General features: G+C 71.9%; 27 protein-coding genes and 1 pseudogene. 13 read left to right on the forward strand and 15 right to left on the reverse strand.

The features are described from left to right. Nucleotides 1-38: 38 nt before the first annotated feature. Nucleotides 39-707 (reverse strand): RNA-binding S4 domain-containing protein, encoded by a 669-nt coding sequence (locus tag ABZ865_RS04630; protein WP_361224391.1) that lies wholly within the window; start codon nt 705-707, stop codon nt 39-41. A 165-nt stretch (nt 708-872) separates the two neighbouring features. Here ABZ865_RS04630 and ABZ865_RS04635 point away from each other — a divergent pair, with 165 nt between their 5' ends. Next, the gene (locus ABZ865_RS04635) at nt 873-1,595 is read left to right on the forward strand and encodes a uracil-DNA glycosylase (protein ID WP_361223682.1); all 723 of its coding nucleotides are present in this window, start codon (nt 873-875) and stop codon (nt 1,593-1,595) included. A gap of 77 nt (nt 1,596-1,672) precedes the next feature. On the opposite strand, the gene ABZ865_RS04640 is transcribed toward ABZ865_RS04635, so the two are convergent. Further along, nucleotides 1,673-2,359, reverse strand: a complete 687-nt coding sequence (locus tag ABZ865_RS04640) for a GntR family transcriptional regulator (protein ID WP_361223685.1) — start codon at nt 2,357-2,359, stop codon at nt 1,673-1,675. A 145-nt stretch (nt 2,360-2,504) separates the two neighbouring features. Here ABZ865_RS04640 and ABZ865_RS04645 point away from each other — a divergent pair, with 145 nt between their 5' ends. Continuing rightward, complete coding sequence (locus ABZ865_RS04645; protein ID WP_361223688.1) at nt 2,505-3,977, forward strand: NCS1 family nucleobase:cation symporter-1; 1,473 nt, start codon at nt 2,505-2,507, stop codon at nt 3,975-3,977. A gap of 5 nt (nt 3,978-3,982) precedes the next feature. Further along, nucleotides 3,983-4,723, forward strand: a complete 741-nt coding sequence (locus tag ABZ865_RS04650) for an aspartate/glutamate racemase family protein (protein ID WP_361223691.1) — start codon at nt 3,983-3,985, stop codon at nt 4,721-4,723. Nucleotides 4,724-4,754: 31 nt separating this feature from the next. Here the strand turns inward: ABZ865_RS04650 and ABZ865_RS04655 are convergent, their stop codons facing one another. Further along, entirely contained in the window at nt 4,755-5,222 is a 468-nt protein-coding gene (locus ABZ865_RS04655) for a GNAT family N-acetyltransferase (protein ID WP_361223695.1), read from the reverse strand. 273 nt (nt 5,223-5,495) lie between these two features. On the opposite strand from ABZ865_RS04655, the pseudogene ABZ865_RS04660 reads away from it, so the two are divergent. The 3 genes and pseudogenes from ABZ865_RS04660 (at nt 5,496) to ABZ865_RS04670 (ending at nt 7,475) form a co-directional block, all read left to right on the forward strand. Then, nucleotides 5,496-6,261: pseudogene (locus ABZ865_RS04660) on the forward strand (nucleotidyltransferase domain-containing protein). A 218-nt stretch (nt 6,262-6,479) separates the two neighbouring features. Further along, nucleotides 6,480-7,124: a DUF899 domain-containing protein gene (locus tag ABZ865_RS04665; protein ID WP_361223698.1), complete on the forward strand. Its 645-nt coding sequence runs from the start codon at nt 6,480-6,482 to the stop codon at nt 7,122-7,124. A gap of 174 nt (nt 7,125-7,298) precedes the next feature. After that, nucleotides 7,299-7,475 (forward strand): hypothetical protein, encoded by a 177-nt coding sequence (locus ABZ865_RS04670; RefSeq protein ID WP_199842770.1) that lies wholly within the window; start codon nt 7,299-7,301, stop codon nt 7,473-7,475. A 23-nt stretch (nt 7,476-7,498) separates the two neighbouring features. Here ABZ865_RS04670 and ABZ865_RS04675 read toward each other — a convergent pair whose 3' ends face one another. From ABZ865_RS04675 to ABZ865_RS04685, 3 genes are all read right to left on the reverse strand, one after another. Further along, a complete protein-coding gene (locus tag ABZ865_RS04675) occupies nt 7,499-9,616 on the reverse strand; it encodes an ABC transporter ATP-binding protein (RefSeq protein WP_361223702.1) in 2,118 nt (705 codons plus the stop codon). 284 nt (nt 9,617-9,900) lie between these two features. Beyond that, nucleotides 9,901-10,332 carry a hypothetical protein gene (locus tag ABZ865_RS04680; RefSeq protein WP_361223705.1) on the reverse strand — a complete coding sequence of 144 codons (432 nt, stop codon included), beginning with the start codon at nt 10,330-10,332 and terminating at the stop codon, nt 9,901-9,903. Then, nucleotides 10,329-11,015, reverse strand: coding sequence for an ATP-binding protein (locus ABZ865_RS04685; protein ID WP_361223708.1), 687 nt, complete (start codon nt 11,013-11,015; stop codon nt 10,329-10,331). Before ABZ865_RS04685 ends, ABZ865_RS04680 begins: the two co-directional genes overlap by 4 nt. A 221-nt stretch (nt 11,016-11,236) precedes the next feature. Here ABZ865_RS04685 and ABZ865_RS04690 point away from each other — a divergent pair, with 221 nt between their 5' ends. Together ABZ865_RS04690 and ABZ865_RS04695 are read left to right on the forward strand one after the other, a co-directional pair. Beyond that, complete coding sequence (locus ABZ865_RS04690) at nt 11,237-12,097, forward strand: helix-turn-helix transcriptional regulator (protein WP_361223711.1); 861 nt, start codon at nt 11,237-11,239, stop codon at nt 12,095-12,097. Then, nucleotides 12,098-12,352: a DUF397 domain-containing protein gene (locus ABZ865_RS04695; protein ID WP_361223713.1), complete on the forward strand. Its 255-nt coding sequence runs from the start codon at nt 12,098-12,100 to the stop codon at nt 12,350-12,352. Between the two features lie 170 nt (nt 12,353-12,522). Here the strand turns inward: ABZ865_RS04695 and ABZ865_RS04700 are convergent, their stop codons facing one another. Continuing rightward, nucleotides 12,523-13,962, reverse strand: coding sequence for a PLP-dependent aminotransferase family protein (locus tag ABZ865_RS04700; protein ID WP_361223715.1), 1,440 nt, complete (start codon nt 13,960-13,962; stop codon nt 12,523-12,525). A 47-nt stretch (nt 13,963-14,009) separates the two neighbouring features. Here ABZ865_RS04700 and ABZ865_RS04705 point away from each other — a divergent pair, with 47 nt between their 5' ends. After that, complete coding sequence (locus tag ABZ865_RS04705; protein WP_361223718.1) at nt 14,010-14,588, forward strand: carboxymuconolactone decarboxylase family protein; 579 nt, start codon at nt 14,010-14,012, stop codon at nt 14,586-14,588. 85 nt (nt 14,589-14,673) lie between these two features. Here ABZ865_RS04705 and ABZ865_RS04710 read toward each other — a convergent pair whose 3' ends face one another. The 3 genes from ABZ865_RS04710 to ABZ865_RS04720 all read right to left on the reverse strand — a co-directional run bounded on the left by ABZ865_RS04710 (nt 14,674) and on the right by ABZ865_RS04720 (nt 17,897). Then, a complete protein-coding gene (locus ABZ865_RS04710; protein ID WP_361223721.1) occupies nt 14,674-16,161 on the reverse strand; it encodes a glutamate synthase subunit beta in 1,488 nt (495 codons plus the stop codon). A 226-nt stretch (nt 16,162-16,387) separates the two neighbouring features. After that, nucleotides 16,388-16,867 (reverse strand): anthrone oxygenase family protein, encoded by a 480-nt coding sequence (locus ABZ865_RS04715; protein ID WP_361224394.1) that lies wholly within the window; start codon nt 16,865-16,867, stop codon nt 16,388-16,390. A gap of 337 nt (nt 16,868-17,204) precedes the next feature. Further along, a complete protein-coding gene (locus ABZ865_RS04720; protein WP_361223724.1) occupies nt 17,205-17,897 on the reverse strand; it encodes a DUF2293 domain-containing protein in 693 nt (230 codons plus the stop codon). 257 nt (nt 17,898-18,154) lie between these two features. Between ABZ865_RS04720 and ABZ865_RS04725 the strand changes: the two genes are divergently transcribed. Next, a complete protein-coding gene (locus ABZ865_RS04725) occupies nt 18,155-18,787 on the forward strand; it encodes a uridine kinase (RefSeq protein WP_361223727.1) in 633 nt (210 codons plus the stop codon). Nucleotides 18,788-18,878: 91 nt separating this feature from the next. On the opposite strand, the gene ABZ865_RS04730 is transcribed toward ABZ865_RS04725, so the two are convergent. Next, nucleotides 18,879-20,006, reverse strand: coding sequence for a magnesium and cobalt transport protein CorA (locus ABZ865_RS04730; RefSeq protein WP_361223730.1), 1,128 nt, complete (start codon nt 20,004-20,006; stop codon nt 18,879-18,881). A 176-nt stretch (nt 20,007-20,182) separates the two neighbouring features. Between ABZ865_RS04730 and ABZ865_RS04735 the strand changes: the two genes are divergently transcribed. Next, nucleotides 20,183-20,977 (forward strand): methyltransferase, encoded by a 795-nt coding sequence (locus ABZ865_RS04735; RefSeq protein WP_361223733.1) that lies wholly within the window; start codon nt 20,183-20,185, stop codon nt 20,975-20,977. Between the two features lie 41 nt (nt 20,978-21,018). On the opposite strand, the gene ABZ865_RS04740 is transcribed toward ABZ865_RS04735, so the two are convergent. Next, nucleotides 21,019-21,957, reverse strand: coding sequence for a sugar kinase (locus ABZ865_RS04740; protein WP_361223735.1), 939 nt, complete (start codon nt 21,955-21,957; stop codon nt 21,019-21,021). Then, on the reverse strand, nt 21,954-22,859 hold the full coding sequence (locus ABZ865_RS04745; protein WP_361224397.1) for a pseudouridine-5'-phosphate glycosidase: 906 nt from the start codon (nt 22,857-22,859) through the stop codon (nt 21,954-21,956). Before ABZ865_RS04745 ends, ABZ865_RS04740 begins: the two co-directional genes overlap by 4 nt. A 102-nt stretch (nt 22,860-22,961) precedes the next feature. Here ABZ865_RS04745 and ABZ865_RS04750 point away from each other — a divergent pair, with 102 nt between their 5' ends. Next, nucleotides 22,962-23,390 carry a VOC family protein gene (locus tag ABZ865_RS04750; protein ID WP_361223738.1) on the forward strand — a complete coding sequence of 143 codons (429 nt, stop codon included), beginning with the start codon at nt 22,962-22,964 and terminating at the stop codon, nt 23,388-23,390. Nucleotides 23,391-23,420: 30 nt separating this feature from the next. On the opposite strand, the gene ABZ865_RS04755 is transcribed toward ABZ865_RS04750, so the two are convergent. Next, nucleotides 23,421-23,975, reverse strand: coding sequence for a methylated-DNA--[protein]-cysteine S-methyltransferase (locus tag ABZ865_RS04755; protein ID WP_361223741.1), 555 nt, complete (start codon nt 23,973-23,975; stop codon nt 23,421-23,423). A 52-nt stretch (nt 23,976-24,027) separates the two neighbouring features. Then, nucleotides 24,028-24,900, reverse strand: a complete 873-nt coding sequence (locus ABZ865_RS04760) for a glycerophosphodiester phosphodiesterase family protein (RefSeq protein WP_361223744.1) — start codon at nt 24,898-24,900, stop codon at nt 24,028-24,030. Between the two features lie 278 nt (nt 24,901-25,178). On the opposite strand from ABZ865_RS04760, the gene ABZ865_RS04765 reads away from it, so the two are divergent. Further along, nucleotides 25,179-26,036, forward strand: a complete 858-nt coding sequence (locus tag ABZ865_RS04765; protein ID WP_361223747.1) for an MHYT domain-containing protein — start codon at nt 25,179-25,181, stop codon at nt 26,034-26,036. The last annotated feature ends 17 nt before the right edge of the window (nt 26,037-26,053 follow it).

Consider the following 26,053-nt stretch of genomic DNA (forward strand, 5'->3'; position numbering starts at 1 on the left):
CCGGCCCGCCGCCGGGAGGGGGCGCGGACGAGGGTGGCTCAGCGTCCCTTGGGGCGTTTGCTCGGCCCGCCGAAACCGCCGGGTCCGCCCAGGCTGCCGGGGGCTCCCGGGCCGCCCGCGCCGCCAGGGGTGCCCCGGCCGGCTCGGCCGCCCAGTGCGCCCGGGCCGCCCAGACCGCGCAGGCGTTCCATCTCGCGGCGGTCCCGCTTGGTGGGGCGGCCAGCACCGCGGTCGCGGAGACCGGCGGGGGCCACGGCCTCGCGGGGCGGTGGCGGAGGGGAGTTGTCGATGTAGCACTGGGCCGCGATCGGGGCGCCGACCCGCTTACGGATCAGGCGCTTGACGATCACGACCCGTTCCCGGCCGTCCTGCCGGAGGCGCACCTCGTCGCCGACGTGCACGGAGTAGGCGGGCTTCACGCGCTCGCCGTTGACCTGGACGTGTCCGCCACGGCAGGCGGTGGCGCCCAGGGAGCGGGTTTTGATCAGGCGGACGGCCCAGATCCAGCTGTCGATCCGTACCGTCTCACCCGCCGCGGGCCCGGCGGCATCGGCGGCGGCCACCGCGGCAGCGATCGCCGGGTCGGTCGGCTGGGCGTCGGGCCGGACGTCGGCGGCTCCGGAACCCTGGGCATCCGGGGTGGGAGCCGTTCCGGCCGGGCCGCCGGTGTCACGGTTCACGTTCTCGTCGCCATCGTCGGAAGCCAAAGCCATACGCCGACCCTAACGCGCCGGGGCGGTGGATCTGGACGCATTTTTCCTGACCGTTCGCTTCTCCGGTCTCCGGCCTCACCGCCGGGTTCTCCCGCCCATCAGCCCGCCCCCGCCTGAAGTCCGGCCATGCACTCGCCAGGCCGGGCATACCGTGGCCCCATGGACGACAGCAGCCCCCTGGACCGGCTCGACCGGCGTATCGCGGGCTGCAGGGCGTGCCCCCGCCTCGTCGAATGGCGGGAGGAGGTGGCCCGGACCAAGCGGGCCGCGTACGCGGACTGGACGTACTGGGGGCGGCCGGTGCCGGGCTTCGGGCCGGCCGATGCCCGACTGGTGATCATCGGGCTGGCCCCCGCCGCGCACGGCGGCAACCGCACGGGCCGCATGTTCACCGGCGACCGCTCCGGAGACGTGCTCTACCAGGCGCTCTACGACGTGGGGCTGGCGTCGGGGCCCACCTCCGTCAGCGCCGACGACGGACTGGAACTGTACGGCGTCCGGGTGACCGCGCCCGTGCACTGCGCCCCGCCCGCCAACAAGCCCACCCCGGGCGAACGCGACACCTGCCGGCCCTGGCTGGTCCAGGAACTGAAGCTGCTGCGCCCGACGCTCCGGGCCGCCGTGATCCTCGGCGCCTTCGGCTGGCAGGCGGCGCTGCCCGCGTTCGCCGAGGCGGGCTGGGTCGTGCCCCGCCCCCGTCCGGCCTTCGCCCACGGCGCCCGCGTCACCCTCGCCGACGCGGACGGCCCGAAGGGCCTCGCCGACCTGGACCTGTTCGGCTGCTTCCACGTCAGCCAGCGCAACACGTTCACCGGCCGACTGACCCCCGAGATGCTGCGCGAGGTGCTGCGCACGGCGGCACGGGCGGCAGGGGTGCCGTAGCTGCCCCCCGGGACAAGGTGGGCGGGCGCGGTGCCCTGAGGGGGGGCGCGTTGCCCTCGTGGGCGGGCGCGTTGCCCTCAGAGGATCTCGGCGTCCTCCCCGAACAGGTGCCGAACCGTCGAGCGGTAGTTGGCGCGGACGTGTTCGAGCGTGTGGGCGCGGGCGCGGTCCGGGTCGCCGGAGGCGATGGCCTCGTACAGGTCGCGGTGTTCGGTGAGGAGCTGGGGCCACTCCTCGTTCTGCCGGGTGAGCCAGCGCAGCCGGCCGTCGACCGGCTCCATGACCGAGATGAGCAGGCTGTTGCCGGCCATGGCCAGGATGCGGTCGTGGAAGCGCGTGTTGATGTCCGTGATCGCCTCGCCCTCACCCGCCTTCGTCGCCGTCGCCGCCTCGTCCAGCAGCTCCCGCAGCTCGGCCAGTGCCTCGGGAGTCGCCCGTGCTGCGGCCAGTCCGGCCGCGTACACCTCCAACGCCTCGCGCAGCTCGAAGAGTTCCTTGACGTCGGCCGGGGTCAGCCGGCGTACGACCGTACGGCGCGCCGACTCGAACAGGACGAAGCCCTCGGCGACCAGGGCGCGGATCGCCTCCCGTACCGGTACCCGGGAGACGCCGAATCGCTCGGCCAGCTCCCGCTCGACGAGCCGGTCCCCGGGGCCCAGCCGGCCCGCGATGATGTCCTGCCGCAGCGTGGCCAGGACACGCTCGCGCACCGCGCCGAGGGGTTCGGTCTTCGCCGTCGCAGAGCTGGTCGTCGTGGGGCTCATGGGGTTCATCTTCGCCGATCCTGCGGTGCTTTTACGGAGACGTCATGGCAATGACATCGGTCCGAACCCTTGACGGCGGGACCATGGCGACAGTTTGGTATACCAAATGACCTCCTCCTCCGTCCCCTCGCTCAGGGAGGCCCCCGTGTCCCTAGCCGACCGCGCCGAAGCCACCGGCGCCACCGCGTTCGTCCCCGACCCGCGCCTCACCAACGAGGACCTGGCTCCCGCTCGGGAGCGGAACTGGAAGGTCTTCGACCTGTTCGCCATGTGGATGTCCGACGTCCACAACCTCGGCAACTACACCTTCGCCGCGGGCCTGCTGGTCCTCGGCATGAACGTCTGGCAGGTCTTCACCTCCCTGCTGGCCGGCTTCGTGCTGATCTTCATCGGCATGAACTGGATGGGCCGGATCGGCCAGCGCCACGGCGTGCCCTTCCCGGTCGTCAGCCGCATCAGCTTCGGCGTCTGGGGCGCCAACATCCCGGCGCTGATCCGGGCCGTGATCGCCATCATGTGGTACGGCATCCAGACGTATCTGGCCTCCGTCGCCGTCAACGTGATGCTGCTGGCGGCCTGGCCGGGCCTGGAGTCGCTGACGCACAACTCCTTCCTCGGCCTGGACTCCCTCGGCTGGATCTCCTTCCTCTCCCTCTGGCTGATCCAGGCGCTGATCATCAGCCGGGGCATGGAGTCCGTGCGCAAGTTCCAGGACTTCTGCGGCCCCGCGATCTGGCTCGTGATGATCGCGCTGGCGCTCTGGGTCCTGGCCAAGGCCCACTGGAGCATCTCGCTCACCTCCACCCCGCACCTGGTCTCCACCGGCGAACAGTGGCGGCAGTGCTTCGGCGCGATCGGCCTGATCCTCGCCACCTACGGCACCCTGATGCTCAACTTCTGCGACTTCTCCCGCTTCGCACCCGACTACCGGACCGTCCGGCGCGGCAACTTCTGGGGCCTGCCCATCAACTCGACCGCCTTCGTCGTCGTCTCCGTCATCGTCACGGCCGGCTCGCTGAAGGTCTTCGGCAAGGCCATCACCGACCCGGCCGAGCTGGTCGCCAAGGTCGGCAACACCTGGGTGCTGGTGGTCGCCGCGCTGACGTTCGCCGTCGCCACGATGGGCGTCAACATCGTCGCCAACTTCGTCTCACCGGCGTACGACCTGGCCAACGTCTGGCCGCAGAAGATCACCTTCAAGGTCGGCGGCATGATCAGCACGGTCGCCGCGCTGGTCGTCACCCCCTGGAACCTCTTCTCCAACCCGACCGTGGTCAACTACTTCCTCGGCGGCCTCGGCGCCTTCCTGGGCCCACTGTTCGGCGTGATCATGGTCGACTACTACGCGGTCAAGCGTGGCCGGGTGAACGTGGACGAACTCTTCGACGCCACCCCGGGCGCCCGCTACCACTACCGCAAGGGCGTCAACCCCAAGGCGCTGTGGGCGTTCCTGCCCTCCGCCGCGGTCGCCGCGGTGCTGGCGCTGGTGAAGGACTTCAGCGACGTGGCGCCGTACTCCTGGTTCATCGGCACGGCGCTGGCCGCCGGCCTGTACCTGGGGCTGTGCCGGGGCGAGCGGGCGGCCGGCGCGGCTGAGACGGCCGGGGTGGAAGGCTGACGGACGTGCGGATCATCGTCACCAACTGCAACACCACGCAGGAGATGACCGAGGAGATCGTCCGAGGTGCCCGGGCCGCTGCGGCCCCGGGCACCACCGTCGCCGGGCTGACCCCCGCGTGGGGTCCCGAGTCGGCCGAGGGCTGGCTCGACAGCTACCTCTCCGCCGCCGCCGTCCTCGACACGCTGCGCACCTACGACGGACCGCCGTACGACGCCGTCGTCATGGCCGGCTTCGGCGAGCACGGGCGGGAAGGCGTACGGGAGTTGGTGGACGTACCGGTCGTCGACATCACCGAGGCCGCCGCCCACCTCGCCTGCCTCCTCGGGCGGCGCTACGGCGTCGTCACCACCCTCGACCGGTCCCGCGGCCAGATCGAGGACAGTCTGGAGACCGCGGGCGTGGCCCGTAACTGCGCCCTCGTCACCGGCACCGGCCTCGGCGTCCTCGACCTCGCCGACGACCCGGCACGCACCGAGGCCGCCTTCCTCTCCGCCGCCGAACGGGCCCGCGAGGCCGGCGCCGAGGTCCTGGTGCTGGGCTGCGCCGGGATGACCGGTCTGCAGCGGGTGGTGGGGGAGAAGCTCGGGCTTCCGGTGGTCGACGGGGTCGGAGCGGCCGTGAAGCTCGCGGAGTCACTGGTCACGCTGGGGCTCACGACGAGCCGGGTGGGCGGGTACGGGAAGCCGTTGACGAAGACGCGGAGGTGGGGGAGGCCGGGAGGGGGTGAGGCTGCCGAGGGCTGAGGCTGCCGAGGGCTGAGGTGTGCTGCTCGGCTCAGGGCCGCCACACGTACCGCACATCCGGCTCCCGCTCCTCGTTCCCGCTGCCGTCCGTGTGCTCGACGGCGATGAATCCGTGGCGCTCGTAGAACCGGTGGGCGGGCTTGTTGACCTGGAAGGTCCACAGGGTGAGCCCGCCGGGACTGCGTTCCTTGGCCAGTGCGACGAACCGGTCGCCGATGCCGCGCCCGCGCCAGTCGGGGTCGAGATACAGCTGGGACAGCAGGTCCCCGGCGAGCACCATCATGCCCACGATCCCGGCACCGCCCGCCTCCGCGACCCAGGTCTCCCGCGACGGCACCACGACGTCCCGGATGTAGTCGCGTACCTCGTCGTCGGAGCGCGCCCGGACGACGGAGGGCAGGGCGGTGGTGTACGACCGCAGCCAGACATCGGCGACGTCGGCGGCATCAGGGCCCGCCGCCCGGCGCAGCACGACCTCCGGCCCAGTACCTGCGCTCACAGACGTGCCTCCTCGGTACGACGGCAGTGGCCGTGATCTCCGTCAACTGCCCCTGATGATGGGCCCTGTCCGGCCATGACCGCATCCGAATATCACCGAGGTCACGACTCGCCGCCCCGCCTGGGGAGGGAAATGGCCTCGCGGGACGAGTGGCGCGTACGTACGCTCGCCGCGACTTCGCACCCCGAAACCTCGCACCTCACGCACACCCCGCGCACCCCGCGCCTCACGCGCACCTCGCCACCCCTGTCTGCCCCACCCGCCGGAGCCCTCATGCCGTCCGACACCGACCAGACGTTCCTGGACACCATCGCCGACCGTCTCGCCACCCTCCCCACGGTCCAGGCCGTGGCCCTCGGCGGTTCCCGAGCCCAGGGCACCCACACCCCTGACAGCGACTGGGACTGGCCGTCTACTACCGGGGCCCCTTCGACTCCGACGACCTGCGCGCCCTCGGCTGGGAGGGCGAGGTATCGAGGTCGGCGGCTGGGGTGGCGGCGTGTTCAACGGCGGGGCCTGGCTGACCGTCGACGGGCGGCGGGTCGACGTGCACTACCGGGACCTGGACGTCGTGGAGCACGAGCTGGCCGAGGCGGAACAGGGGAGGTTCAGGGTGGAGCCGCTGCTGTTCCATCTCGCCGGAATCCCGACCTACCTGATCGTGGCCGAGCTGGCCGTCAACCAGGTCCTGCGCGGACGGCTGCCCCGCCCCGCCTCCTACCCCGACGCGCTGCGCCGCACCGCCCCGGAGCGCTGGTACGGCACCGCCCGCGCGACGCTCGGCTACGCCAAGGCCAACCACGCCCCGCACGCCCGCCTCACCGAGGTCGCCGGCGCCCTTGCCACCGCCGCCGTACAGGCCGGCCACGCCGTGCTCGCGGCACGCGGGGAGTGGGTGACGAACGAGAAGCGGTTGCTGGAGCGCGCCGGGCTGCGTCAGATCGACGAGGTGGTGAGCGCGTTGCGGCCCGAGCCGAAGGCCCTGGTGCGTGCCGTGGAGGAGGCCGCGGAGGTGCTGGGCCTGCCGCCGGACCGATGAGTCGGCGAGCCGATGAATGACGAGCCGATGGACAGGGCCTGTTGCGCGACCGCGCGTTGCCGGCCCTCGATGTCCCCGCCGTCGCCGCCGAGTTGGAGCGGCGCGGACTCGGAACCTGAACGCAGGCTCCGAGCCGTGAAAAATTCTCGGCGCGCGGCGATGAGTTTCGCTCACCCCGACGGTCAGCACCCAGAACGGACCGTAGGACAGGAGGGCCCATGTCGCTTCCGGAGATCGTCTCGCGTGAGCAGTGGCGGGCGGCGCGCGAGAAGTTGTTGCGCAAGGAGGAGGCGGTCAGCAGGGCGCGCGAGGTGCTCAACGCCGAGCGGCGGCAGCTGCCGATGGTCGAGGCCGACCCGGAGTACGTCTTCGAGGGCGGCGACGGCAAGGCCACCCTCCTCGACCTGTTCGAGGGCCGGGCCCAGCTGATCGTCCATCACTTCATGTTCGCGCCGGGGTGGGAGGCCGGCTGCCCCTGCTGCTCGGCCTTCCTCGACCAGATCGGCCACCTCGCCCATCTGCGCGCCCGCAACACCGCCTTCGCGGCCGTCTCCCAGGCGCCGTTCACCCGGATCCTGCCGTTCAAGGCGCGGATGGGCTGGACGGTGCCGTGGTACTCCTCGTGCCACAGCGACTTCAACCGCGACTTCGAGGCGACCGTGGAACGGGACGGGGAGCTGGTCGAGCGCCCCGGACTCAGCTGCTTCCTGCGGGATCGCGACCGGGTCTTCCACACCTACTCGGTGTACGACGACGGGCTGGACGGCCTCGGCACCGTCGGCGGGCTGCTCGACCTGACCGCCCTCGGCCGCCGCCCGTACGGCAGCGACCGGCTCCGGTTCCACGACGAGTACGAGAACTGACACGAATCGTGCCGACCGGGTCGCCGTACGTGCGGTCTGTGTCGCAACGTGAACGGGTCCTCACGGTCCGCTGTGAACGGGTGTCAACTACGTCTCAGTCGGGTCACTGAGCGAGGCGTCACCCCTCCCCAGGGCGTTAACTCCAATAAGTACGACGCCTTGTGGAGGTGCGAGATGGTGAACGGGCGAACCGTGCTCGAGCGCTTTCCCGCCGGTGGACCGCGCGGATCGTGGCCCGCGGAGGAGTTCGCCCATGCGCGGCGGCTCGAAGGCCTGCCCGCCGAGGTCGTGATGGACCTTGCCACGGACACGTTTCTGGTGATCGTGCGCGGACGTGACGCCGTCGAGTGAGGCGGCTGTGAGGGTGGGGCGGCTCAGGCTGGTTCCGAAGCCGGTGCCGGTTCCGAAGCCGGTACCGGTTCCGGTTCCGACGTCGGGGTCGGGGGCCGGGTCGGTGTGCCTGCCGGTGTCGTCGTCGTGAACTGCTCCGCCTGCAGCGCGTACAGCTCCGCGTAGACACCACCCTTGGCCAGGAGTTCCTCCGGGGTCCCGGACTCCACCAGCCGCCCCTGCTCCAGCACATGGACCAGGTCGGCGTGGCGGACCGAGGCCAGCCGGTGGGTGATGAGCACCACGGTCTGGCCGCTGCCGGCCAGTGCCCGGATCTTCTCGAACACCTCCAGTTCCGCCCGCGCGTCCAGCGCCGCCGTCGGCTCGTCCACGATCAGGATCTGCCCGCGCCGGTAGGCGGCCCGGGCGATGCCGAGGCGCTGCCACTGGCCGCCGGACAGCTCGTGCCCGCCGCTGAAGTTCCGGGCCAGCAGGGTGTCCAGGCCACGCGGCAGGTCCGCGACCACCTCTTCGGCTCCCGCCTCCGCGACCGCCGTGGCCAGCCGCTCCTCGGTGAGCGGCGCGGAGGAACGGCCGACTGCCACGTTCACCCGTGCGGTGAACGGCCACCGCTTGAAGTCCTGGGCCACCATCGCGACGCGCTCGGCGAGCATCCGCCGGTCGGCGGTCGCCGCGTCGACGCCGTCCCAGAGGATCCGGCCCCGGTCCGGTGTGTACAGGCCGGCGAGCAGCTTGACCAGGGTGGTCTTGCCCGAACCGTTCTCACCGACGAGCGCGATGATCCGGCCGAGGGGCAGAGTGAGGGTCACATCGTCCAGCGCGGGACGGGCCGCGGGACCGGTCACGTCACCCGAGTACGAGTCACCCGAATATGAATCATCCGAAGGTGCCGCATCCGAACATGCGTCACCCAAATCCGTGGCACCGGGCCACGCATCGCCCGGATAGCTGAACGTGACCCGCTCGAACCGGATCTCCTTCGGGTGCTCGGGCAGCGGCTCCCCGCCCACCGGGATCGCCCGCTCGGCCGCCTCCACGTACAGCCGTTGCAGGTCCCCGACGAACAGAGCCTCCTCGTGCAGCGCGTTGACCTCCAGTACGAGCGTGTCGAGGCTCGCCGACCCGGTGCGGATCGCGATGACCGCCGTACCGGCCACCGACAGGGCCATCGCGCCGGCCAGCAGCAACGCGCCCAGCGTGGCGTACGTGGCGAGGGTCGCCAGGCCGGTCCAGGTGGCGGCGATCAGACCGGTCCGCGCGGCCAGCCGGGACAGCCGGGCCTGCTCCGCCTCCGCGGTCTCCGACATGGCCCGGAAATGCCGCAGCAGGAAGGGGCCGACCCCGTGCACCCGGATCTCCGGGGCGGCAGCCGGCTCGGTGAGCAGACCGGCGATCAGATGGCCGGCCCGGGCGTGCTGCACCCAGGTGTGGAAGGACTCGTAGCGGCGCCGGGCGTTGGTCAGGGCGCTCCAGGCACTGGGAAGCGTCATGGTGACCAGCAGCGGCAGCAGCGCGGGGTGCAGCACCGTCAGCACGCCGGCCGCCGCGATCAGCGAGATCATCGCGTTGATCACGCGGGCGCTGTACGAGATCATGCGGCGCGCGGACGAGGCGCCGTACTGCGCGGTGTCCAGCAGCTTGTGGAAGGCGTGGTCCTCGATCGCGGCCAGCTCCACGTTGGCCGCCCGCTCCAGGTACAGCTCGGTCGCCACCCGCTCCACCTTGGGTTCGAGCCGCCCGGTGGCGTAGGTGGAGGCGGCCCGCAGGAGCGCCGCGACCAGCAGGACGGCGGCCATGACGACCAGGGCGGGGGCGGCGGCACGGAGCCGCTGTCCGACGTCCGGACCGGCGAGCAGCCTGCCGAGCGCGCTGTTCACGGCCAGCAGGCTCACCGCCTGGGCCAGACCCCGGCCCACCTCGGCGGCCAGCACGGTCCGCGCGGCCCGCGGGTCGGCCTGCAGGGCCAGCCGGAGACTGGAGGCCAGCATGCCGGGCAGCCGTGCCACCATCGCCCGGAAGCTCAGCTCCAGGAACGCGTCGGCATGCTCGTTCCACCCCATGTCGTACCGCAGCGGCCCCCCGAACAGCAGCCGCTCCGACTCCGAGACCTCGGGCCCACCCGCGCCCCGCCTCTTCCGCACAGCGAACCTCCCCCGCGCCCTGACCGAACGGCCACTATTCCGGGCGGGACCGCAACGGGGCAGGGCGCGCGAGGGGGTACTGGGGGCGTGCGGGGGGTGCCCGGTCTCCACCCGGCGTCCACCGCTCACGGTCGGGCGAGCGCAGCGATGACGCCGAGCCGAGCGCAGCGGTCAGCCGAGCCGAGCGAACCAGTCACTCCGGGCCGAGCACAGCGATCAGTCGAGCCGAACGAACCCCGGTCACTCCGAGCCGAGCGCAGCGGTCGCGCGGCGGTCGCGAGCGATCACGCCGAGATGGAGCGGGACCAGTCCGGGGTCGTACCCGTCACCCGGCACAGAGCCAGATACAGCGGGATCGGCGGGGTGTAGGGGACCGTGCCCTCCGAGCGGTGGATCAGGCGGGCGGCGCGGGGGACCAGGGCGCCGGGGGCGTAGTGGGCGGGGGCCGGCCAGGAGAGGGCGTAGTCGGAGTCCGACGGAACGATCCACCACCAGCGCGAGCCGTCGGCGTATACACAGCCCATCCGGGGCAGACGCGGCACGATCTGCTGTCCGATCAGGTCCGGCACGGCCACGGCGTCACAGCCGAGCGGGGCCGTCATGCCCTCGGGCACGGGTAGCCGGAGAGGCGTCGGGCCCGGTGCGTGCCGTCGGCGCCCGAGGCGCACCAGGGTGTTCAGGCCCAGCGAGTCTCCGAAACCGTCGGCGCCGCTCACGTCCGTCCCCACCCGTGGTCGCGCGCGACAGGGACCGTCGGGGCGGCCGGGACCGCCGGAACCACCGGGGTCGCTGGAGCCGCCCCGTGCCAGGCCTTCGTCGGCTCGCCCTCGCCCGGGCCGCGCGAGGAGTCCGGCTTGGGGCGCGCGCCCCAGCCGAGGTCGTTGCGCGGCTCCGCGGTGTCGTGGGCCGCGTCGGTCTGCCGGGGCAGTTCGGCCCAGACCAGCAGGCCCGGCCCGTGCTCCTGGGCCCCCCAGGCCCGGCACAGCGTGTCGACGAGAAGCAATCCCCTCCCGTGCTCCTCATCGGGCCGCTGAGCGGACGGGTGGGGTTCACCCGGAGCGCAGCCCTCGTCGCGCACGGCTATGCGCACCGTGTCGTCGTGATCGTGCAGCTCGCACACCACGCGGCTGCTCGCGGTGTGCACGATCGCGTTGGTGACCAGCTCGGATATGACCAGGGCCGCGTCGTCACAGATGTCGGCGCACACCGACCAGCCGGCGAGCCGGGCACGCGTCAGGCGTCTCGCCTGTGCGGGGGAACCCGAATGTGCGGCCAGCTCGAAGCGGAACCGGCGCTCGGCAGCGCCCCCACCAGGGGATTCTGCCGGTGCGGCACCGAGACCGGAACGGTCTGCGGCGGCCTCTGTGCCTAAGGGCGCGGACGGAATCACGCTTGCCACTATCTCCCCGCCGTGAACACTTGGCAAGTGTCACTCTGAAAAGTGCAGAGTGCTGTGTGACTCGGTCAAGGACCGTGGCACACTGCTCGCAACAGCACGTCGAGCGGCGCCAATTGGGACCGTCGTCGATCCGGACCGGATCGGCGGACGAGTCTTCGAACGGCGCCGCAGGGCTGTCGGGATTCTTTTGCCGGAGCGGGACTTTCAGTGGGAGGTGGGACGTGAGCGAACCGCGGTCCGCGCCGACCGTGGGTCAGGTGGTCCTCGGCCGCCGCCTGCTGGACCTGCGGGAACGCGCCGGGCTGAAGCGCGAGGAAGCCGCTCACGTCCTCCGTGTGGCCCCGGCCACCATCCGCCGCATGGAGACCGCCGAGGTCGCCCTCAAGATCCCGTACCTGCAACTGCTGCTGAGGGCCTACGGCGTACCCGACGACGAGGCCGACGTCTTCGTACAACTGGCCGAGGAGGCCAACAAGCCCGGCTGGTGGCAGCGGTTCCACGACATCCTGCCGGGCTGGTTCTCGATGTACGTCAGCCTGGAGGGCGCCGCCTCCCTCATCCGCTCCTACGAGCCGCACTTCGTCCCCGGCCTGCTGCAGACCGAGGACTACGCGCGTGGCGTGCTCAGGTCCGGCGCCATCGGCCAGACGAGCCCCGACGAGATCGAGCGTCATGTCGCCCTGCGCATGCAGCGACAGGAACTGCTCACCCGTCCCGACGCGCCCCGTTTCTGGGTGGTGATGGACGAGACCGCGCTGCGCCGCCCGATCGGCGGCCCGGAGGTGATGCGCGCGCAGATCGACAGACTGCTCGAGGCCACGAAGCTGCCCCATGTGACGCTCCAGGTCGCGCCGTTCGCCAACGGGCCGCACCCGGGGACGTACGGGCCCTTCGTGCTCTTCCGATTCGCCATGTCGGAACTGCCGGACATGGTCTACAGCGAGTACCTGACCGGCGCCGTCTATCTGGACGCGCGCTCCGAGGTGGCGACCCACCTGGAGGTCATGGACCGCATGGCGGCGCAGGCCGCTACGGCACAACGCACGAAGGAGATCCTGCGGGACCTCCGCAAGGAGCTGTGAATGGATCGCATCACGCCACGCTGTCGCGTCTACAACGGCATGCCCGCACGGGAGTTGGGCAGCGAGGGCTGGCACAAGCCCTGGAGCGGCGGCAACGGCGGCAACTGCCTGGAGGCGATGAAGCTGGCCGACGGACGGATCGCCGTGCGCCAGTCCACCGACCCGGACGGCCCGGCGCTGATCTACACCACGGACGAGATGACCGCCTTCATCGAGGGCGCGAAGGCGGGGGAGGCGGACTTCCTGCTCTCCTGACCGGCTCGACCTGTGCTTGCTTCTTGCTCGACTTCCTTATTTTGTTGCTGACTTGACATCAATTGACTCGACCTGGCCTTGCCTGACGTGACCTGACCTTCCGTCGGCTCCGTGGGTTCCGTGGGTTTCGTGGGTTCCGCCCACGCCCTCAGGAGAAGCGACCCGAGACGTCACCCCGGCGGCAGCACCCCGCACAGCGCCTCCAAGGCGGCTCCGTAGGCGTGCTCCGGCGGGGTGGCGTACCCCACCACCAGCCCGTCGGTCGCCCGCATGTCCGTCTCCGGGTGCCGGAAGGCGGCGAGGCCGTCCAGGGCGATGCCCTGCCAGTCGGCCGCCTTCACCGCGGACCGCTCGGTGCCGGGCGGCAGCCTCAGCACCGCGTGCAGCCCGGCCGCGATGCCGGTGACCTCGATGTGCGGCGCGTGTGCGGCGAGCGCCGCGACCAGCCGGTCACGGCGGCGCCGGTAGTGCTGCCGCATCCGCCGCACATGACGGTCGTACGACCCCGAGACCACGAAGTCCGCCAGCGCCAGCTGATCCAGGGCGCTCGCCCACCCCTCCCGCTCGCCCTTGACCGCGAGCACGGGTGCGACATATCGCTCCGGCAGGACCATCCAGCCCAGCCGTAGCGCGGGCGACAGGCTCTTGCTGACCGAGCCGATGTGGATCACCCGCTCGGGGTCCAGACCCTGCAGCGCGCCGACGGGCTTGCGGTCGTACCGGAACTCGCCGTCGTAGTCGTCCTCCAGGACCACCTCCCCACGCGCGCGTGCCCAGTCGATCACCGCGGACCGCCGCTCCGGGTGCAGCGGACCCCCGGTCGGGAACTGGTGCGCCGGCGTGAGCAGTACGGCCCGTTCACGCCCCAGCTCCGCCACGCGCGCCCCGTGCTCGTCCAGCGGAAGCGGTACGGTCCGTACGCCCGCGGCCGCGAGCAGCTCGCGGTGGAAACCCAGCCCGTACGCCTCCACGGCCAGCGGCCCACGCAACACACCCCCGCCGCCCTGCCCACCCGGACTGCCCTGCGTGAACAGCAGCCGCAGCGCGTGCGCGAAGCCGGAGCAGATGACGATCCGGTCGGGCGTGGTGCGCACGCCACGCGCGCGTGCGAGGTACTCGGTGAGCGCCTCGCGCAGCTCGCGCCGACCAGCGGGATCCCCCGGCCCGAACGCCTCGTTCGGCGCCGCCTGCAGCGCCCGGCGGTACGCGGCCGACCAGGCCGCGCGCGGGAAGGCCGACGTGTCCGGCGTGCCCTGCCTCAGGTCGTGCCGTGGCCCACGCGCGCGGGGAGGCGACTTCTTGGGTACCCGTTCGGCGGGCCGCAGCGGCTGAGTACGGTCCGCGACCCGGGTGCCCGAGCCCTGACGGGCGGTCAGCCAACCCTCCGCGACCAGTTCCGCGTACGCGTCGGCGACCGTGTTGCGGGCCACGCCCAGATCGGCGGCGAGCGAACGGTACGGCGGCAGCCGGGTACCGGGCGCCAACCGGCCGCCGCGCACGGCCTCCCGCAACGCGCGGATCAACGCGGCCCGACGACCGCCCGGCCCCGACAGCTCCAGATGCAGATCGGCACCGATCCGCTCGGCCGAATTGACCCACGAATCCACCATGGAAATGCACCCTACCGCCGGTCTTTCGGGCCCGTAGGTTGAAGCACATGACGACGAACACGATGCACGCGACGGACACCACGAACACAACGGACACCACGACCACGACCGACTCCGCGAACATCACGCCCGCCGCCGGTACCGCCGTCGCGATCGCCGCGGCCGAGTCGGCCCGCACCCGCCTGGACTTCGGGAAGTCCGCGCCGAAGGTCTTCCGCGCCCTCATCGGCTTCGACGCCGCCGCCCGCACGGGCCTCGACCCCGCACTCGTCGAGCTGATCCAGATCCGCGCCTCGCACCTCAACCACTGCGCCTACTGCCTCCACATGCACACCAACGACGCCCGCAAGGCCGGCGAGAGCGAGGACCGGCTGCACATGGTCGCCGTCTGGCGCGAGGCCCGGCACTTCTTCACCCTGAAGGAGCAGGCGGCCCTCGCCCTGACCGAGGCGGTCACCCTCGTCGCCGACGCGGGCGTGCCCGACGACGTCTACGCCCAGGCCGCCGCCCAGTTCGACGAGCAGGAACTCGCCCACGTCCTCGCCCTGATCCTCACGATCAACACCTGGAACCGGGTAGCCCTCGCCACAGGCAAGATCGCGGGCACCGACGAGCGGAAGAACTGACCCTCGGGTAACCGTCCGGCCTCGTCCGGCCAGGCCGGGCCAACCCTGCTCCCCCCGCTCCTTCTCCGGCCCCCCACGACCCTCGCTACACGGCCATCGGCCGGTCGTACGGTGATATCGGTGCCGGCAGCCACGAACGGCCCGTCAGATAGTGGTCGACGGCCGCCGCCACCGCCCGCCCCTCCGCGATGGCCCACACGATGAGCGACTGCCCACGTGCCGCGTCACCGGCGGCGAACACCCCCGGCACGTTCGTCGCGAAGCCACCGTCCCGCGCGATCGTGCCACGAGGCTGCAGCGCCAGCCCCAGTTGGTCGATGAGTCCGTCCTCGCGATCGGGCCCGGAGAAGCCGAGCGCGAGCAGGACGAGGTCGGCGGGCAGTTCCCGGCCGCTGCCCGCCACCGGCTGACGCCGCTCGTCGACCTCGACCAGATGCAGCGACCGAACGTGCCCCCTCTCGTCCCCGTCGAAGCGGAGCGTGGACGCCGCGAACAACCGTGCGTCCGCGTCCGCCGCCGGAGCCGTGCGCAGGTCCCGCGCCTCCTCGTGCGCGGCCGACAGCCGGTAGATCTTCGGGTACGTCGGCCACGGCTCAGCCGCCTCGTCCCGCTCGGAACCCGGCTGCGCGTAGATGTCCAACTGGGTCACGGACGCGGCCTGCTCCCGCACCGCGGTCCCCAGGCAGTCCGCCCCGGTGTCCCCACCCCCCACGATCACCACATGCTTGCCCGCCGCAGACAACGGCGAGATCTCCAGATCCCCCTCACACACCCGGTTGGCCAGCGGCAGATACTCCATCGCCTGGTGTATCCCGTTCAACTCTCGACCCGGTACCGGAAGTTCCCGCCACGCCGTCGCACCCGTGGCGATCACCACGGCGTCGTACCGGGTCCGCAGTTCCGCCGCCGGGACATCCCGCCCGACCACCGTCGACGTTCGGAACCTCGTCCCCTCCGCCCGCATCTGCTCCAGCCGGCGCTCCAGATGCCGCTTCTCCATCTTGAATTCGGGGATGCCGTACCGCATCAGCCCCCCGATCCGGTCGTCCCTCTCGTACACGGCCACGGTGTGCCCGGCCCGCGTCAGCTGCTGCGCGGCGGCGAGCCCCGTCGGCCCCGAGCCGATCACGGCGACGGTCTTTCCGGTCAGCCGGTCCGGAGGCCGTGGCGGGGCGAAGCCCTCCTCCCAGGCCCGGTCGGCGATCGCGCACTCGACGTTCTTGATGGTGACAGCAGGCTGGTTGATCGCGAGCACGCACCCCGCCTCGCACGGCGCCGGACACAGCCGTCCCGTGAACTCCGGGAAGTTGTTCGTGGCGTGCAGCCGGTCACTCGCCGCCCGCCAGTCCTCCCGCGACACCAGGTCGTTCCACTCGGGGATCAGATTTCCCAGCGGGCAGGCGTCGTGGCAGAACGGAATGCCGCAGTCCATACAGCGGTCGGCCTGCTTGCTGATGATGGGCAGCAGCGCTCGCGGGACGTAGACCTCGTCCCAGTCCTGGACCCGTTCCTCGACGGGCCGCCGTGGCCATTCCTGGCGCGGCGTGTTCATGAACCCCTTGGGATCGGCCATGGTCGGCTACCTCCCGTACACCTACCGGGGTACTGCGCTGCTTACGCCGTGCGGCGCTCTCATCCAGCACTTTTACGCCACTCTCGCGGCACTCTTCCGGCCACGATACGTCGCCGCCGCCACCTGCGCAGAGCGGCGGACAGCGCTCTTCCCGGAGCTGCCCTCGGCGCGCGGCGGACCGGCTCCCCGAAGCCGCTCAGGAGGGAAAGGTGCGGCTCAGGGGGGATCAGGCCACGGCGAGCACATACGTGAGGGCGGCTGCGGCGGAGGCGGCGGTCCGGACGTGGTTCCAGAAGGTCCACTCGCGTATGTAGGCCGGCCAGAACTCGGCCGCCTCCGCGGTGCCCGGCGTCATCCGGGCCAGTCTGTCGTTGCGGGGCACGTTCGCGACCATGGTCACCCCGAAGGATCCGAGGAGATACAGCGCGCTGCCCAGCAGCAACTCCACCTTCCCGTCGGTGGGCCACACCACGAACGTCACCACCGCGATCATCACGCACAGCACCGCCGAACCGGCGAACACCAGCATGAAGGGGGGCGTCACCGCGGCCACGTTGATCGCCTGCATCGCCGCCACACCCTGCGCGGGCGGCAACGAGGCAAGGCCCCGCATTACGAACGTCGAGAACCCACAGAAGACACCCGCCACCACCCCGGCCCCCAGCACCCCCAGCACAGCCAACACGAAGAACGGCCCCTCAACCATCTCCACACCCCACTTCCGCATCCCCCGACCGACCACCCGACGTCCCCTCACTCCGAGTGAACGCCCACCTCCGGCCCCCGCCCATGCCCGAGAGCCGCCGGAACATACGCCGTCGTCCACCGCACGCCACCTCCAAGGCACCGCCCGCGTGGAAACCCCTCGAAGAACCCCCTGCCCCCGGCCCAGGGCCCCGCGACCTTCCGCGCCCCCGGCGACCCCCGCCCCCCGCGATCTCCGCAGCCCCCTCGCGACCTCCGCAGCCCCGGCGGTGCCGTTCGTGCCGCCAGCCCCAGCTCCCGCCCCGGCCTCGCCCCGCCGACAGCCCCACCCCACCTCCTCACCCGGCGTCGGCCACCACCTCCCACCCCCGCAGCACGCCCTCCACGATCCCCGCGATCCGCCGCCGCGCCTCATACCTCGGCACACCGCTCATCAGCAGCTCGTCGTACGGCGTGTCCACGTGCCGCACGGCGGCCACGACCGCCGAGATCACCGCCCCCTCCGACAGCGCCCGCCCCGCCGCGCTGCGCCCGACCCGCCCGCTGCCCCGCGCGGACGCGTGTGCCGCGATGTCCCGGGCCCGCTCTTCCGGGCACCCGGGAAGCAGCCGCCGGATCTCGGCCGCGAACGCGGCGGCGAACCGCTCGTCCTCCGCGTCCCGGCGCCTCGCGTCCCGCGCCCGCCGCCGGCGCCGTGCCTCGGCGTCCGCCAGGCACCGCGACTCGGCCCGGGCCAGGGCGTCCTCCTCCACGAGCACGCCCTGCCGTTCGTACCGGCTCTTGCGCCGGTTGTACCGCACCACCACCGCCGACAAGGTGCTCTCCTCCCGCGACCTCCGCGTCAGCGCGGTGTCGCCGCGCGGCAGGAACACCAGGTGTCCCAGATCGGTGCAGTCGAGGCAGCGCGGTACCCCGTCCTCCAGCATCAGCAGCGACAGCGGCCCACGCCGGCACCCGGCACAACGCTTGTGCCGCAGAGGCTGGACGACGACAAGTCCGCCCGGGGAGAGGGAAGTTGCGGGGCGTTCCATACGCGGTTCATTCCCCGTCCGCACCCACCGCTCCCACCCCGGTCCGCCCCATCTCCCACCCCCGGCCCTTGTCCGTCTTCCACCCCCGATCTCTGTCCGTCTCCGCCCCGGCCCTGTCCGTTTCCGCTCTCGGTCCCTGCCCACCTCCCACTCCGGCCCCTGGCCACGTCCCACCCTCGGTCTCTGCCCGTCTCCCACTCTGCGGTCCCTGTCCGCCCGCTGCGCCGGCCTTCGGTCCCACCCGGCATGATGGGCCCGTGCGACTCGAAGCGATCACCTGGGACCGGCTCGCCGAGCTGCTCGCCGACCGGCTCGTCGGCCTGGAACCGGCGGACGGGAGCGCCTGGTCGCGCGTGGGCTTCGACGGGGCGCCCGCTGCCCGCCCGGGAGACCTCGCCGAGCGCGTCGCCGAGGCGCTGCGCGTGCGCGGTCGGCCGTCGCTGGTCGTCGGCGCGGAGGGCTTCCTGCGGCCCGCCTCACTGCGCCTGGAGCACGGACGGCGGGACGTGGAGTCGTACTACAGCGGTTGGTTCGACACGAACGCCCTCTGGCGTGAAGTCTTCGGGCCGCTGGACCCCGGAGGCGACGGCCGCGTCCTGCCCGATCTGTGGGACCCGGCCACCGATCGCGCCACCCGCAGCTCCTACGTCCAACTCCCGCCCGGCGGAATCCTGCTGCTGCACGGTCCCCTCCTCCTGCGTCACTGGTTCCCCTTCGACCTGACCGTTCACCTCCTCCTCTCTCCGGGCGCCCTGCGCCGCCGTACTCCCGAGGCAGACCACTGGACGCTCCCCGCCTTCGAGCGCTACGAGGCCGAGACGGACCCGGCCGCCACGGCCGACGTGCTCGTACGCGCCGACGACCCACGGCATCCCGCCTGGAACGGCTGACCCGCGCGGCCCGGGCACCCCGCTGGGTACCCCGACCACCCCGCCGGGCACCCCGTCCGTACGAACTGTCGGCGGGCTCGGCGTGACGGTGTCAGAGCCAGCCGTTGCGCCGGAAGCCCCGGTACAGTGCGGCGCAGGCGAGCGCCATCACGCCCATGACGAGCGGGTAGCCGAACCGCCAGTGCAGCTCCGGCATGTGGTCGAAGTTCATGCCGTAGACCCCGCACACCATCGTCGGTACGGCGATCACCGCGGCCCAGGCGGTGATCTTGCGCATGTCCTCGTTCTGCGCGACCGTCACCTGCGCGAGGTGCGCCTGCAGGATGGAGTTGAGCAGTTCGTCGAACGCGGCGATCTGTTCCTTGGCCCGCATCAGATGGTCCAGCACGTCCCGGAAGTAGGCCTGTATCTCCGGGTCGACCACCCGTATCGGCCGGGTGGCCAGATCCTCCACGGGTCGCCCGAGCGGCACCACGGCCCGCTTCAGCTCCAGGAGTTCACGCTTCATCTGGTAGATGCGTCCCGGGTCGGCCCGCCCGCCGGTGTCCGAGAACACGTCCGCCTCGACCTGGTCGATGTCGGCCTGGACCGCGTCCGTGACGTTCAGATACTCGTCGACGACATGGTCGGCGATCGCGTGCAGCACCGCCGCCGGCCCCTTCGCGAGCTGTTGTGGATCCGCCTCCAGCTCCTCGCGCAGCGGGCCCAGTGAGCCATGCCGCCCGTGCCGCACCGTGATGACGAAGTCCTCGCCGACGAACACCATGATCTCGCCGGTGTTGACCACCTCGCTCGTCGCCGTCAGCTGTTCGTGCTCCACGTAGCAGACGGTCTTGAACACCGCGAAGAGCGTCTCCCCGTACCGCTCCAGCTTCGGGCGCTGATGGGCCTCGACGGCGTCCTCCACCGCCAGGGGGTGCAGGTCGAACAGCTCGGCGATACCCGCGAACTCACGGTCCGTCGGCTCGTGCAGCCCCAGCCAGACGAACCCCTCACCGCTCTTGCGCACCATCTTCACGGCGTCCACCAGGTCCGCGCACGCCGGCACCCGGACGCCGTCCTGATACGTCACGCAGTTCACCACCGAGGAACCCAGCGGTGACCTGGCGGGATGGCTCAGGTCCACGCGCGGCCGCCGCCGGGTCAGCCGCGCCACCTTGCGCAGGCCGCCGACCCTGCCCAGCCCCGTGACCTTCCGCAGATTCCCTGCCATGGACATCTGGATCTCCTCGCCTGGATCTCCTCGCTCAACGCTTTCGCGCCTTGCCCGGCAAGTCTGCCAGCCCGGAGCAAGGGGCGGGTAAGCCTGTGGGAACAGGCCGTTCCGCTTTGTTCCCGCCTGTGGACGGAGCGTCGGCTCCTGCGGACAATGCGGGCGACTGGGATGATCGCGGCATGACGCGATCCAACGGGTACCTCCTGGACAACCAGCAGACGGAGGCGGGACAGCGCTTCGACGCCTTCGCATCCCTCTTCGATCCCACGACGTTCCGGCACCTCGCGGGCTTCGGACTCGGCCCTGGCTGGCGCTGCTGGGAGGTGGGGGCCGGCGGCACTTCCGTGGTGTCCTGGCTCGCCAAGCAGGTCGGCCCCACCGGCAAGGTCGTCGCCACCGACATCGACACCACGCGGCTGGCCGCCGTGGCCCGGCACCCGGTGGAGGTACGGGTCCACGACGTGGGCGCGGAGGAGCCCCCGGGCGAGGGCTTCGACCTGGTGCACGCCCGGCTGGTGCTCGTTCATGTCCCGGACCGGGAAAGGGCGTTGCGGTCCATGATCAAGGCGCTGCGGCCGGGTGGACGCCTGCTGATCGAGGACGCCGACCCCGCCCTGCAGCCCTTCATCTGCCCCGACGAGTACGGCCCCGAGCAGCAACTCGCCAACCGGCTGCGACACGGCTTCCGCAAGCTCCTCGCCGGCCGGGGCGCAGACCTGGCGTACGGCCGCAAGCTCCCGCGCCTGCTCCGCGAGGCCGGGCTGCGCGGCGTGCAGGCAGACGCGTACTTCCCCATGACCTCACCCGCCTGCGCCGCCCTGGAATCCGCCACGGTCCGCCAGATCCGCGACCGGCTCGTCGCCGCGGGCCTGGCCACCGACGAGGAGATCGACCGCCACCTGGCCAACGTGGAAGCGGGAGACATGGACCTGGCGACGGCTCCGATGATCTCTGCGTGGGGCCGCAAGGGCTAGGTGATCACGAGGCAGGGCGCCGCCAGGGCCGGCAGGGCGCGCTACGGGCGTGACGCCTGGCCGCCGGTGCCCGGGTGCGCCGGTCTGCCGCCCACTCGCTCCACCGCCTGCGCGCCCGCCCTGCATCCGTCCACCGCCGCTTCCTCGGGATCCGCGCCCGCGACCAGGGCGGCGAGGAACGCGCCGGTGAAGGCGTCACCGGCGCCCGTCGTGTCCCGGGGCGTAGCCGGCGCGGCCGGAACGCGGGCGAGCACGCTCCCGGACCGGGCCACCAGCGCCCCGTCCGCACCCGACTTCGCCACCACCAGCGGGACGAGACGGCTCAGCTTGGCCGCCGCGTCCGCCCAGTCGGACAGCCCCGTCAGCAGACACGCCTCGTCGCGGCTGGGCAGCAGTACGTCCAGCCCCTCCGCGAACGCCAGGAAACGGTCCAGCCCCAGCTCCACGAGGAAGCCGGCCGACGCCGGATCCAGACTCACCGGCACCCCACGCGCGCGTGCCGCCGTGAGCGCCACCTCCGCGAGCGCCCGGCTGGGCTCCGAGAACAGCAGGTAGCCCGACAGATGGAGCCGGGCGACCCCGTCGAGCAGCGCGTCCGACCAGTCGGCGGGCTCGAGCCGCAGCGAGGCGCCACTGTCCGTGAGGAACGTGCGCTCGGCCGACGCGCCCGTGTCGACGAGGCAGATCACCGTTCCGGTCGTCGCCTCCGGATCGACAACCAGCCGGGGCCGCACCCCGGCCGCGACCAGCTCCCGCTCGTGCCACAGTGCCCCATCCGCACCGACCCGCCCCAGCAGCCGTACGTCGGCGCAGCCCGCGTCGGCGGCCCAGCAGGCCACATTGGCGCCCGCGCCGCCCGGCAGCGTCCGGACCACGGCCGCCGTGTCCGTGCCCCCGGCCAGCGGACCCCGGTGCCGGGCGACGACGTCGGTGACGACGTCCCCGACGACCAGCAGCGCCCCGGCCCGGCCTGTGGTCACCTCCCGGCCCACGCCGTGGCGATCCGCGCCGCCAGCCGTACGTTGCCGCGCACCGCCGCCAGATTGGCGCTCAGTGAGGCCCCGTCCGTGTGCCGGACCAGGTAGTCGAGCAGGAACGGTGTGACGGCCTGCCCGGTGATCCCCTCCTCGTCGCAGGCACGCAGCGCGTCGGCCAGCACGCGCGCGTGGAGGGCGGGATCGAGCTGCTCCTCCTGCGGGACGGGATTGGCGACGATCAGCGCCGACTCGTGTGCGCCGAGCGCGTCCTGCGCCCGCATGACCTCCGCGACCTGCTCCGGGCTGTGCAGCGTCCAGTCCACCGGATGACCCGAGTCGGACAGGTAGAAGCCGGGGAACCGCTCGGTGCGATACCCGGCGACGGCCACGCCCAGCGTCTCCAGGCGCTGCAGGGTCGCCGGCACGTCCAGGATCGACTTCACGCCCGCGCACACCACGGTGATCCGGGTCCGCGCCAGCAGCCCCAGGTCGGCGGACTCGTCCTGCGTCACCGTCCACTGCCGGTGCACACCGCCCAGCCCGCCCGTGGCGAACACCCGGACGCCCGCCAGCGCCGCCAGCCGGGCCGTCGCCGACACCGTGGTCGCCCCGCTCGCGCCCGCGGCCACCGCCAGCGGCAGATCGCGGTGGCCCAGCTTGCGGATGCCGTCCTCGTTGGCGACCCGCTCCAGCTGTTCCTTGTCCAGGCCGACGTGCGGGCGCCCGTCCAGCACGGCGATGGTCGCGGGGACCGCACCCTCCCGCCGCACCACGTCCTCCAGCTCCAGCGCCACCTGCAGATTGCGCGGACGCGGCAGCCCGTGCGCGATGATCGTGGACTCCAGGGCCACCACGGGCCGCCGTGCGCCGATCGCCTCCCGGACTTCTTCCGACATCACCAGCACCACGTGCCCGCCTCCTGTCCGTCGGTCCTTCCTCATCTCTGGCGGCCCGTACGCCCGCCTAAACACTTGCGGGCCGTGGCGGCCGACATCAGCCTGGGCCCTATGACGAACCACACCACGCGTCTCGACCACGTCGTCCTGTGGGTGTCCGACCCGGTCGCAGCGGCACGCTTCTACGAGAACACCGTCGGCCTGGAACCCCTGAGGGTCGCCGAGTTCACCGAAGGAAAGGTGTCCTTCCCCTCCGTCCGCGTCAACGACGAGACCATCCTCGACCTCGCCCCGCGGACGCTGGCCGAGCGCATGAACATGCTTCCCGGCTCCGCCGACAGCGCGGGCCACCCCGTCAACCACGTCTGCCTGTCCCTGACGGCCGACGGCTTCGACGCGCTGCGCCGACGCCTGGACGAGCACGGCGCCCCCACGAGCGACATCGGGCACGACTCCTACGGCGCCCGGGGACCGGCCACGCGCAACTTCTACTTCCGCGACCCCGACGGCAACATCGTCGAGGCCCGGCACTACGCGTGACCGCACCCGGCACGTGCGGCCGCGCCGCCGTCAGAACAGCGGCTCGGGCAGCACACCCTCCAGGGCGAGCAGCTTCCGCTTGGTCTCCAGACCGCCCCCGAAGCCCCCGATGCCGCCGTCGCTCTCCACCACGCGGTGGCACGGCACGACGACCGGCAGCGGATTGGCGCCCATCGCCGCCCCCACCGCCTGCGCCCCGCCCGGTTGTCCGACCCGCCCGGCCAGATCGCCGTAGCCCACCACCGTGCCGTACGGGACGCCGCGGGCCAGCTCGCGCAGCACCTGCCGGTTGAAGCCCGAGATCAGCGACCAGTCCAGGGGCAGGTCGAAGTCGTGGCGCTCGCCCGCGAAGTACGCCTCGACCTGGCGTATCGCCTCGGCCAGCAGCGGCGAGGCCGGATCCTCGACGGGCTCGGTCCCCAGCCGTGCGGCGAGCCGCTCCACTGCCCGCTCGCGCACGGCGTCCGTGGCGTGGAAGACGACGTTGACCAGACCGGCGTGCGTCGCCGCCAGCAGCAGCGGGCCGATGCCGGTGCCCACGACGGCCCACACGACCCGCTGTTCGTCCTGCCCGTGGCTGTCCATGCGCCCACCGTACGACCCGCCACTGACAACGCCCCCGACCAGGGACGACGGCTCAGTCCGCGTGCAGCGCCGCCCGCACCACGTCGGGCTTGTTCGTGATGATCCCGTCGACGCGGTAGCCCGCGACCTTCCAGGCGGTGACCGCGTCGTCCACCGTCCAGGCGAACACCCCGAGCCGCCCGCCGTGCGGTCCGGTGTGGGTGTGCACGGCGGAGACGTAGTCGGCGGAGATCGACCCGTACGAGGGATTGATCAGATCGGTGAAGCGCGCGTACTCGTTCAGCCGCGTCACCGGCGGCTTGCCCAGGAAGGCGGTGGTGAGAGCCGGCTTCAGCGCGTGCACGGTCCGCACGCTGTCCGCGCTGAAGCTCTGCACGATCAGCCGGCCGAGGTGCTGCCGGTCCAGCCAGCCCTCGTTCGCGAGGAGCTTCACCGTCTCCTGCTCGATGCCGGGATACAGCTCGGGGTTCTTGATCTCCAGGAGGAGCTTCTCGTGGTTGTGCTCGACCCGGCGCATGTACTGCTCCAGCGTCGGCACGCGCGCGCCCGCGTAGGCGGGGGAGTACCAGCTGCCCGCGTCCAGCCGGGCGATCTCGGCCGCGGTGAAGTCCTTCACCTTCCAGGGCGCCCGGCCGGGGAAGACCTGCTCGACGTTCGTGGTGCGCGCCAGGCTGTCGTCGTGGATGACGACCAGCCGGCCGTCCCTGGTGCGCTGGACGTCGTTCTCCACCCAGGTGAAGCCGAGCTTCGCCGCCTTGTCGATGGAGGCGAGGGTGTTCTCGGGAGCGTAGGCGGAGGCGCCGCGGTGGGCGACCACCGTGGCCCGGCCGGACTCGCCCGCCCGTGCGTCCGAGGAGGGGCTCGGCAGGGCCGCCGTTCCCACGAACGCCGCCGTGGCGGCAACAGCGCACGCGTGCACGTGCATACGCACTCCTCGCGTCGAGCGAACACCGACACCACAAGATTCCCAGCAGAGCACCGACGGCACACGCGCGCAGGACGGCCACACGATGAATACAGCCGTTCGAGTCCGCTCACGAGTGCCGCACAACTGGGGCAGGGGCGTGTTTCTTTGCCGGAAAATCGTTCGACCATTCCGGTGGGAGTCATACTCTCTGCGTCACCCTGACCGCCGCCGCGGTCCTGGGACGGGGGCACATTTCAGGTATTCCGGGACGCAAGAAGGCGGAAGGGCAGCCGCGCATGCAAGGCACGGTCGACGGATTCAGTTACGGGGTCGTCACCCCGCTGGTCGCCTATCTGATGGCGTGCCTCGGCGGCGCCCTCGGCCTGCGCTGCACGACCCGGTCCCTGCTGGTCAGCCACTCCTGGCGGCCCGCCTGGCTGGCCCTGGGCGCGGCCGCGATCGGCTCCGGCATATGGACCATGCACTTCGTCGCCATGATGGGCTTCACCATCAAGGACACACCGATCCACTACGACAAGTCGATGACCTACGCGAGTCTCGGCCTCGCCGTCGTCATGGTGGGGGTCGGGATCTTCATCGTCGGTTACCGGGGCGCCACCGGCACCCCCCTGTTCACCGGCGGCACGATCACCGGTCTGGGCGTCGCCTCGATGCACTACCTCGGCATGGCCGGAATGCATTTCAACGGGCGGTTCACGTACAACACCCTCACCGTGTCCGCGTCCGTCGTCATAGCGGTCGTGGCCGCCACCGCCGCCCTGTGGGCCGCCGGACGCGTCCAGGGCTTCCTGTGGAGCGTGGGAGCCAGCCTCGTCATGGGCCTGGCCGTCAGCGGGATGCACTACACCGGCATGGCCGCCCTCAGCGTCCACCTCCACGCCGCCTCCGGCGCCGCCACCGGCCCGTCGCCGACCTCGGTGCTCGCGCTGATGCTGATCGGCCCGCTCGCCTTCCTGCTCCTCGCCGGCGTCGTCGTGATCTTCGACCCGATGATGGTCCTCGGCAGGCCGGCCCAGCCCCCGGTCGAGGTCAAACCGGGTGTCCCGGCCGCCACCGTCGCCTCCCACCAGGACCGGCACCCGCCGCTCCGCCACGTCGGGTCCCACGGCTCCCGCACCCCGCAGAACCGCTGACCGGAACCCGTTGTCAG

Source organism: Streptomyces sp. NPDC047085, assembly GCF_040643735.1.
Classification (GTDB): Bacteria; Actinomycetota; Actinomycetes; order Streptomycetales; family Streptomycetaceae; genus Streptomyces.